We start from the raw sequence: 9,466 nt of genomic DNA on the forward strand, positions 1-9,466 counted from the left end.
TCGGCAAGTTGGGTTAACTAAACGACATTGAATGCTAAAACAAATCAAGCATCCAAATTTGGTTCATTTCACAGATAGTGGAACACTTGTAATTGACAATCAAAAATGGGCTTATGTAGTTTTGGATTTTATAAGTGGCGAAACTTTAGCAGACAAAATGAAACGAGAAAACACGTTGAATTTGTATGAAGCAAAAAATATCCTTTTGAGTGTTTTAAATGGTTTAAATTACCTTCACAGTAAACAAATAATTCATAATGATATTACTATTCAAAATGTAATGTTAGATTTGTCTGGTAAGATTACCATTCCGAAAATAATTGATTTCGGTTATGCTCGATTTTTAAGTCAAACCAACAAAGATTTTTTAAAAGAGGGTTTGAATTTATTCTATACGGCTAATGAAACTTTTAATAAAGTTTTTTCATTCCAAAGTGATATTTTTTCTGTTGGTGCTTTGTATTATCATTTACTGACAGGTTTACCACCCCATTTTATTGAAATTTCCAAATACAAATCCGATAAAATACAATTAGAAGATGTCATTTTAGATGAAAGAAAAAAGCCTTTAAAGTTTTCAGAAAAAATAGACGAGCAAACACAAAATATAATCCGCAAAGCATTACAACCAAAAGCAGAAAATCGTTTTAAATCAGTAAAAGAATTTATCCAAACTTTGAATGGAGCATTAGAAGTTGAACTTTCAATTCCTGAAGAAAAAGTGAGCAAAATTCAACCAAAAGAAAACAAAAAAGGAAAAGGATTTTCAGCCATTGCTGGAATGCAAGAGTTGAAAAACACCATTCAGTTAGATGTTATTGATGCTTTAAACGAAAAAGAAAAGTATGCAGAATATGGTTTAACAATTCCTAATGGCATGCTCTTATATGGGCCACCAGGTTGCGGAAAAACATTTTTTGCAGAGAAAATGGCAGAAGAAATTGGGTTTAACTTTTACCAAATAAAGCCTTCAGACATTCAAAGTAAATTTGTTAATGCATCTCAAGAAAACATCAAAAATCTTTTTGATGAAGCAAGACAAAACGCCCCAAGTATCATTTTTATTGACGAATTAGATGCCTTAGTTCCAAATCGAGATAATTCATCAGTAAATCACATGAATATAAGTGCCGTTAATGAATTTTTGGCACAAATGAATAATTGTGGCGATGACGGTATTTTTATAGTTGGTGCAACCAACAGACCAAATGCAATTGACCCCGCAATATTACGTTCAGGAAGATTAGACAAACATATTTATTTGCCACCGCCCGACTTTGAAGCACGTAAATTGATGTTTGAATTGTACTTAAAGCAACGTCCAACAGAAATTGGTTTAAATTATGATGAACTATCTAGATTAACAGCAAACTACGTTTCGAGCGACATTAAATTTCTTTCTGACGAAGCTTCAAGAAAGGCTTTACAAGCTAATTCTAGGATTTCAAATGAAATTCTATTTGCTACAATAAACACAAATAAACCTTCCATTTCGATTACGGAATTAAACAGTTATATTGAGATAAAGGCAAAAATGGAGGGTGAAAACAAGAATAATAAAGACATCCCAAGAATAGGATTTAGGACATAAAAGCCCAAGATAAAATAAAAAAACACAAAATAGCTTGCTTTATAAAAGCATAAAACTAAATATCTCTATAAAATAAAGGCAATCATACTACAACTAGCCTTTCCTTGCAACCGCAAGCCGAGCAATGAATGGCTGAATATTATTTATTACCACATTTTGCGTTAGGGATAGTAGTGGAAATCCTATTTTTGGTAGAAAGTTATAGTTTTAGTTTTCTATCAAACTGATACGTTAGGCATTTTTCAAATCTTTAATAATCTTAAAGGCTACATCTACTTGTTTGTCATTTACTAGTATGGTAAATTCATTTGAAGTAGAAATAACTTCATTGATAATAATGCCTTCCCAAGCCAATCGCTGAAAAATGTAGTAATAAATACCTGGTATCACTATGTTTTCTTTAGGTAATTTTACTGTAATTGAGGATAAATTTTCGAGTTTTTGAATCATTTTTTCATTGGCAAAATGTTTATCTACCAAATGATTGATGCTTTGAGAAACTACAATATTGGTTTCGTTTACACCCCGAGAAGAGGTATAAAACAAATCCGAATGGGTGTTGATTTCTGATATCAAATCGGCTTGTTTGTTTAAAATACTTTCAGAAACCATAAAAGTATAATCCGTTAAGGACGAACGTACCGTGATTTCGCCAATGTTTTTTAAAACTTTAAGAATACTATGATTAATCCTAAAATCCAAATCTACCGACAACCGTTTTAATGCCATCACAATAGCTCCTTGTTTGACATCGCTGGAAAATTCTTGCTTCAAATCGGTCATCATATTCCTAGACAACGACGTAAGGTTGATAATCCCTTCAGAAAGGGCTTGCAACAAAAAAGGTTTGGTTTTGATATAATTTTCTACTATCGACGAAACAGTTCTCATAAATTCAATTGTTTTAAAAACACGGCAAAAATATAAAAAAAAACATTTTGTTACAAATAAAACAATTAGTATTTTAATGAAATTCTCAATATCTTTGCCGCAAACAAAACAGGCTATGTTTTTTTTAGACGATTCTAATTATTTCCCAAATGTAAACCAGGCCAATCCAGAGGGTATATTGGCCATTGGTGGCGATTTGTCTGTAGAGCGGTTGCAACTTGCCTATCGGAGTGGCATTTTTCCTTGGTTTAATGACGATGAACCCATCATTTGGTGGGCTCCTAATCCGAGAATGGTACTTTTTTTAGACGACTATCAACCCTCAAAAAGTATGCGAAACCTATTGAAAAAAAAGCTATTTAGGGTAACATTCAATCAAAATTTTAAGGCCGTTATGACCCATTGCCAGCAAATCAAACGCTATGGGCAGTCGGACACTTGGATTTCCAATGAAATGATAAAAGCCTATTGCCAACTACACGACATAGGTTTTGCCAAATCTGTAGAAGTCTGGCAAGATGATCAACTTGTTGGGGGCTTGTATGGTATTGATTTAGGCCACATTTTTTGTGGCGAAAGCATGTTTTCTGTGGTAGCAAATGCCAGTAAAATAGCTTTTGATTTTTTGGTCAATCATCTAAAAGCCAATCAATACCAGTTATTAGATGCCCAAGTATATAACGATCATTTGGCTCGTTTGGGTTGTATAGAAATCGAAAGAGACGTGTTTATGAAAATTTTAGAAAACAAAGCAAATCCTATATAAAACAACAATTTATACAAACATTTTTTGAGTGTTTTCACAAGGGTCGGGCTATCTGTTTCAAACAACGTTCATTGAACACCAAAAGAATTATAATATTGTGAAATAATTTTTTTTTGATAATCACATACAGAAACTATATTCGTGCAAAATAACACACGCCTTTTGGAGGCTGGGGGGCTTCTAAAAGGATTTCCACTACTATCCTTAACGCAAACTCTGGTAAATAATAACATCCAACCAAAAACAAGAAATAACCACAATATTTGATTCTTCTTTTATACTTTGTTATCTTTGCCTAAACATCAAACTTATGGCCAAAATCAAAACTGCTTTTTATTGTCAATCCTGTGGAAATCAGTATTCAAAATGGCAAGGACAATGTAATGCCTGCAAAGAATGGAATACCATTGTTGAAGAAATCATTCAAAAAGAAACCAAAGTAGCCTGGAAAATGGCCTCGCCCGAAATAGTAAAAGCATCTAAACCACTACGAATCAACGAAATAGATGCTACACAAGAAGTTCGTATGAACACCACCGACGAGGAACTCAATAGGGTTTTGGGCGGAGGCATAGTACCTGGCTCTTTAATTTTGTTAGGCGGCGAACCAGGCATTGGAAAAAGCACCCTTTTATTGCAAATTTCGCTAAAATTGCCTTACAAAACACTGTATGTTTCTGGAGAAGAAAGCCAAAAACAAATCAAAATGAGGGCCGAACGCATAACCCATTCGGGCGAAAATTGTTTTATACTAACGGAAACCAAAACCCAAAATATTTTTAAACAAATTGAAAATATAGCCCCAGAAATTGTCATTATCGATTCTATTCAAACCCTTCATACCGAATATATTGAATCGTCGCCAGGCAGCATTTCTCAAATCAGAGAATGTACGGCAGAGCTCATAAAATTTGCCAAAGAAACCAATGTTCCTGTAATTTTAATTGGCCATATTACCAAAGACGGTAGTATTGCTGGGCCCAAAATTTTAGAACACATGGTAGATACTGTTTTGCAATTTGAAGGCGACAGAAACCATGTGTATCGGATATTGCGATCGCTCAAAAACAGGTTTGGCTCTACGGCCGAGTTGGGCATTTATGAAATGATGGGCAGCGGATTGCGAGAGGTAACCAACCCCTCGGAGATCTTAATATCTCACAAAAACGAAGAACTCTCTGGAACCGCAATTGCCTCTACACTAGAAGGAATGAGACCTTTGATGATAGAAATTCAGGCACTCGTAAGCACCGCCGTCTATGGAACCCCACAGCGAAGTACAACGGGATACAATGCCAAAAGACTCAACATGATATTGGCCGTTTTAGAAAAAAGAGCAGGATTTAGACTCGGAGCAAAAGATGTTTTTTTGAATGTAACAGGAGGCATTTCTATAGACGACCCCGCATTAGACTTGTCTGTTGTAGCCGCCATTTTATCGTCTAACGAGGATATTCCCGTTGGGAAAGATTTTTGTTTTGCGGGCGAAGTGGGGCTTTCTGGCGAAATAAGACCCGTAAATCGTGTAGATCAACGCATTCAAGAAGCAGAAAAGTTAGGTTTTTCGACCATTTTTGTTTCAAAATACAATAAAATAGCTCTCAAAAATACGGCCATCAGCATCAGATTGGTAGCCAAAATTGAGGATATTGCCAGCGAACTCTTTGGATAACCCGTTTCAAAAATTTTAATTCACAATAAATGTCAAAATTATATATAGTACCCACCCCCATTGGCAATTTAGACGACATGACTTTTAGAGCCATCAAAGTTTTGAAAGAAGTTGATTTGATTTTGGCCGAAGACACCCGCACCAGTGGCAAATTGTTGAAACATTTTGACATTGCAACCCACATGCACAGCCACCACATGCACAACGAACACAAAACCGTTGAAAATATTATAGCCCGATTGCAAGCAGGAGAAAATATAGCTTTGATTTCCGATGCGGGAACACCCGCCATATCCGACCCCGGATTTTTACTCACTCGGGCCTGCATTGCTCATCAAATACCCGTAGAATGTTTGCCAGGTGCTACGGCTTTTGTGCCAGCATTAGTCAATAGTGGGTTGCCTAATGATAAATTTGTTTTTGAAGGATTTTTGCCCGAAAAAAAAGGAAGACAAACCCGTTTTTTAGCCTTGGCAGACGAATCCAGAACCATGATTTTTTATGTATCGCCCCACAAGCTGGTAAAAACTTTGCTGGAATTTATTACTTATTTTGGTCCAGACAGACCCCTAACGGTATCTCGAGAAATATCCAAACTTCACGAAGAAACCATTAGAGGTACCGCCCAAGAAGTGTGGCAACATTTTGAAAACAAAGCACCAAAAGGTGAAATTGTAGCAGTAGTTGCAGGTAAATCCAATAAATAATTCCTAAACCTTTTTCAATTCAAAATAACATGACACTAATAGCATTTTTAGAAAAAATAAAACACAACCCCACATCAGTTACTTTTGCAGATACTATTGCAATTATTGAAAAATATTACAACTTTTCACCAACTGCTTTTGTCAATGGCCAACAGCACAATGCCGCAGGCGAAAACTCTGGATCGTGCCAATTGTTTGCCTTTGCAAAAATTCAGCAATTGAATGAATCCGAAACATTGGCCTGTTTTGGTGCTTATTACTTTGACGACGTATTGAATAATCCTACGGGGAACAACCACCAAAATATTAGAAATTTTATGCAAACCGGCTGGAAAGGTATTGCTTTTGAAGGCATTGCATTAACATTAAAACCCTAATCAACAGCACCCTTTTTGTAGGGGCAAATTCCCATAAGTTATGCGTTGGACAATCAAACCCAAACCTTCGGAAGCAAGTATTGCAGTATTGGTTTCGCAATTGCAAGTGAGTCCAATTATTGCAACCCTGTTATTACAACGGGGCGTTAGCACATTTGAACAAGCCCGTCAGTTTTTCAGACCTCAACTTTCAGACTTGCACAATCCATATTTAATGACCGATATGCATTTGGCGGTAGCCCGAATAGAAAAAGCTATTGAAAATCAAGAAAATATATTGGTTTTTGGCGATTATGATGTAGATGGTACAACGGCAGTATCCTTGGTGTCGAGCTACTTGAGAAGTTACTATCCAAACGTAGCAACGTATATTCCAGACCGATATACCGAAGGCTACGGTGTTTCGTTTCAAGGCATCGATTTTGCAGACGATAATGGTTTTTCGCTGATCATTGCACTAGATTGCGGGATAAAATCCGTGAATCATGTGGCTTATGCAACTGAAAAAAATATAGATTTTATCATTTGCGACCACCACCGGCCTGGCGACGAATTGCCCAAAGCAGTTGCCGTATTGGACCCCAAAAGATCGGATTGTAGGTATCCTTATGACGAGTTGTGTGGCTGCGGTATTGGGTTCAAACTGATACAGGCATTGGCACAAAACAGGCAACAAACCATAGAAGATTTGGTGCCTTATCTGGATTTAGTAGCCACTGCAATTGCGGCAGACATTGTGCCTATGACGGGCGAAAATAGAATTTTGGCAAAATTTGGATTAGAAGTCATCAACAGTCAGCCAAGGGCTGGTATTTTGGCAATGATTCAAAATATTAAGAAAAAAGAACTCACTATAACCGATGTAGTATTTATCATTGCTCCCAGAATCAATGCCGCAGGCCGCATCAAACATGGCAATGAAGCAGTAGCACTACTTACAGAATTTGATTTGAATGAAGCCGAAAAATTTGCATCGGAAATAGAACAATACAATACCGATAGAAAAGATTTGGACAAAATCATGACCCAAGAAGCCTTATTGCAAATAGAAGAAAACGACGAACAAAACCGTTTTACAACAGTCGTTTTTCAGGACAATTGGCACAAAGGTGTTATTGGAATTGTGGCTTCGAGACTTACCGAAACGTATTACAGACCCACTATTGTTTTTACAAAAAACGCCAATAAATATGCCGCTTCGGCTAGGTCTGTCAAGGATTTTGATGTGTATGATGCTTTGGAAAAATGTGCCGAACATTTAGAGCAATTTGGCGGACACAAATATGCAGCTGGAATGACGTTGAAACCAGAAAATTATCAAAATTTTAAAGCTGCTTTTGAAAAAACAGTTCGAGATACCATTTTGCCCGAGCTATTAATTCCAGAAATTTTGGTAGATGCAGCACTTGAATTTGATGAAATAACACCCAAATTCATTAGGATTTTAAAACAATTTGAACCTTTTGGTCCAGAAAATATGTCGCCTGTATTCTATTCAAAAAACATAAAAGACACAGGATATGGCAAAACCATGGGCAAAAATGACGAACATTTGAAACTTTATGTCAAGCAAAATTATGGCAACAGCTTTGGAGCAATTGGTTTTAATTTGGGAAACAAATTAAACAAAACCCAAAACCAACAACCCTTTGAAGCCGTATATAATATTGATGAAAATGACTATAATGGCAGCATCAATGTACAACTTCGATTGAAAGATTTGAGGTAGAAAAGGGGTTTTATTAAAAAAAAGGTGCTTTTTGAATAAAAAAAACAGAAAATGAATTAATTATTTTGATAGTAGCATACAAAACACTAAGTTTGATTTTCATTTTGATAAAAAAATAAAATATTTCTTAAACAAGTGATAAATGATGACAGAGAATCCAAAATTTGCAGTAATTGGAGGCGGTAGCTGGGCAACAGCAATTGCCAAGATGTTGTGCGTAAATTTGCCCGAAATTGCTTGGTATATGCGTAATGCCTCGGCTATAGAACATCTTACCAATTACTACCACAACCCTAATTATTTGAGTTCTGTAGAATTTGATACTAAAAAACTGCGATTGACAACCAATATTAACGAGGCAATTGCCTATGCAGACTATATCATTTTTGCCATACCGTCTGCTTTTTTAAGTGCAGAGTTGTCTCATTTGACCGAAAGTTTTGACAACAAAGTCGTTTTTTCGGCCATCAAAGGCATTGTTCCCGAAACAAGTTTGATTGTAGGCGAACACTTTCATGAAACATATCATATTGATTATCAAAATATTGGTGTTATAACAGGGCCTTGTCATGCAGAAGAGGTGGCACTAGAGCGGTTGTCCTATCTTACAATTGCATGTGGCGATGCTAATAAGGCCAAAATAATGGCCAAATACTTGAGTAGCAATTACATCAAAACAAAAATTTCTGACGACATTGTAGGTACAGAATATGCTGCCATGCTCAAAAATATTTATGCCATTGCCGCTGGTATGGCTCACGGGCTTGGTTATGGCGACAATTTTCAGTCGGTTTTGATGAGTAATGCCATTCGTGAAATGAAAAAATTCATCAAAAAAGTACACAAAATGAAACGAAACATCAATAATTCAGCTTATTTGGGCGATTTATTGGTAACAGGCTATTCCGTTTTTTCGCGAAATAGAATGTTTGGCAACATGATTGGCAAAGGCTATACCGTAAAAAGTGCCATGATGGAAATGAGTATGGTGGCAGAGGGCTATTATGCTACTAAAAGTGCTTGGAAGCTCAATCAAACCTACAAAGCCTCTACTCCAATAATAGATGCCGTTTATTGCATTTTGTATGAAGGCAAAGAAGCCAAAAAAGTATTCAAAAAATTAACAGATAAATTAGATTAAAATCCAAATTATTATGAACGAAAGATGGAAATACCAAGTCAAAACTGGAGGCATTTGGGGCATTTTTATGATTGTTTTTTCCACGTGGTATTATACCAATACCAAGCCGTTGGCTCTGCAATTGGCAGAGGGTGGCTATTATTTTAGGGCCGTTGGCTATCTTGTTTTTGGTGTATTTGTGCTTGGTTATTCCAGCTGGACAGCCAAACAACGCAGAGAAGGCAAATAATACCAAATATACCTATAAAATAGTCCAATCTATTGGTTCTTTTTTGCTAAAATGAGTCAAAAAAAATAGTTCCGTAGCCCAGCTATGCAACGATTTTTTTTGAAAATTTTTTCTAAAAAATAACTACGCATCTTTGGACTATTTTATAAATATATTTGGTATAAATATTTTATCTATTTGGTATGCGTTATGGACAGTCATAAAATGGATCAACTAACTTTTTTTGAATTTTTGTTAATATGAATTAAAAACATCAAAAGTATAATTCATTTTACTTCTAATTTTATTTGCATTTCCATTTTATTGTTTACTTTTGAAATCAATTAAAAGTTTTCAATCAATGAATATTACAATCAAGAATGA

General features: G+C 35.7%; 9 protein-coding genes. 8 read left to right on the plus strand and 1 reads right to left on the minus strand.

Annotated elements, in window-relative coordinates; translation table 11 throughout:
• Positions 1–31: 31 nt before the first annotated feature.
• Positions 32–1,591: an AAA family ATPase gene (locus B0A58_RS09680; protein WP_243389479.1), complete on the plus strand. Its 1,560-nt coding sequence runs from the start codon at positions 32–34 to the stop codon at positions 1,589–1,591.
• A 231-nt stretch (positions 1,592–1,822) separates the two neighbouring features.
• On the opposite strand, the gene B0A58_RS09685 is transcribed toward B0A58_RS09680, so the two are convergent.
• Entirely contained in the window at positions 1,823–2,482 is a 660-nt protein-coding gene (locus B0A58_RS09685) for a hypothetical protein (RefSeq protein WP_014085391.1), read from the minus strand.
• A gap of 115 nt (positions 2,483–2,597) precedes the next feature.
• On the opposite strand from B0A58_RS09685, the gene aat reads away from it, so the two are divergent.
• The 7 genes from aat to B0A58_RS09720 all read left to right on the plus strand — a co-directional run bounded on the left by aat (position 2,598) and on the right by B0A58_RS09720 (position 9,103).
• Entirely contained in the window at positions 2,598–3,248 is a 651-nt protein-coding gene (gene aat / locus B0A58_RS09690) for a leucyl/phenylalanyl-tRNA--protein transferase (RefSeq protein WP_014085392.1), read from the plus strand.
• A 310-nt stretch (positions 3,249–3,558) separates the two neighbouring features.
• Positions 3,559–4,920: a DNA repair protein RadA gene (gene radA, locus B0A58_RS09695; protein WP_014085393.1), complete on the plus strand. Its 1,362-nt coding sequence runs from the start codon at positions 3,559–3,561 to the stop codon at positions 4,918–4,920.
• A 29-nt stretch (positions 4,921–4,949) separates the two neighbouring features.
• Positions 4,950–5,627, plus strand: coding sequence for a 16S rRNA (cytidine(1402)-2'-O)-methyltransferase (gene rsmI / locus B0A58_RS09700; RefSeq protein WP_014085394.1), 678 nt, complete (start codon positions 4,950–4,952; stop codon positions 5,625–5,627).
• Positions 5,628–5,656: 29 nt separating this feature from the next.
• Positions 5,657–6,004 carry a HopJ type III effector protein gene (locus tag B0A58_RS09705; RefSeq protein WP_089080896.1) on the plus strand — a complete coding sequence of 116 codons (348 nt, stop codon included), beginning with the start codon at positions 5,657–5,659 and terminating at the stop codon, positions 6,002–6,004.
• Between the two features lie 40 nt (positions 6,005–6,044).
• On the plus strand, positions 6,045–7,733 hold the full coding sequence (gene recJ, locus B0A58_RS09710) for a single-stranded-DNA-specific exonuclease RecJ (RefSeq protein WP_089080897.1): 1,689 nt from the start codon (positions 6,045–6,047) through the stop codon (positions 7,731–7,733).
• A 145-nt stretch (positions 7,734–7,878) separates the two neighbouring features.
• The gene (locus tag B0A58_RS09715; RefSeq protein ID WP_089080898.1) at positions 7,879–8,874 is read left to right on the plus strand and encodes an NAD(P)H-dependent glycerol-3-phosphate dehydrogenase; all 996 of its coding nucleotides are present in this window, start codon (positions 7,879–7,881) and stop codon (positions 8,872–8,874) included.
• Positions 8,875–8,887: 13 nt separating this feature from the next.
• Positions 8,888–9,103, plus strand: a complete 216-nt coding sequence (locus B0A58_RS09720; RefSeq protein WP_044032365.1) for a hypothetical protein — start codon at positions 8,888–8,890, stop codon at positions 9,101–9,103.
• The last annotated feature ends 363 nt before the right edge of the window (positions 9,104–9,466 follow it).

The sequence above is a fragment of the Flavobacterium branchiophilum NBRC 15030 = ATCC 35035 genome, from assembly GCF_002217205.1.
GTDB lineage: Bacteria > Bacteroidota > Bacteroidia > Flavobacteriales > Flavobacteriaceae > Flavobacterium > Flavobacterium branchiophilum.

Coding starts and splice junctions, on each gene's coding strand:
- B0A58_RS09715 (WP_089080898.1), top strand. CDS start 7,879: ATGACAGAGAATCCAAAATTTGCAGTAATTGGAGGCGGTAGCTGGGCA.
- B0A58_RS09705 (WP_089080896.1), top strand. CDS start 5,657: ATGACACTAATAGCATTTTTAGAAAAAATAAAACACAACCCCACATCA.
- aat (WP_014085392.1), top strand. CDS start 2,598: ATGTTTTTTTTAGACGATTCTAATTATTTCCCAAATGTAAACCAGGCC.
- B0A58_RS09720 (WP_044032365.1), top strand. CDS start 8,888: ATGAACGAAAGATGGAAATACCAAGTCAAAACTGGAGGCATTTGGGGC.
- radA (WP_014085393.1), top strand. CDS start 3,559: ATGGCCAAAATCAAAACTGCTTTTTATTGTCAATCCTGTGGAAATCAG.
- B0A58_RS09680 (WP_243389479.1), top strand. CDS start 32: ATGCTAAAACAAATCAAGCATCCAAATTTGGTTCATTTCACAGATAGT.
- rsmI (WP_014085394.1), top strand. CDS start 4,950: ATGTCAAAATTATATATAGTACCCACCCCCATTGGCAATTTAGACGAC.
- B0A58_RS09685 (WP_014085391.1), bottom strand. CDS start 2,482: ATGAGAACTGTTTCGTCGATAGTAGAAAATTATATCAAAACCAAACCT.
- recJ (WP_089080897.1), top strand. CDS start 6,045: ATGCGTTGGACAATCAAACCCAAACCTTCGGAAGCAAGTATTGCAGTA.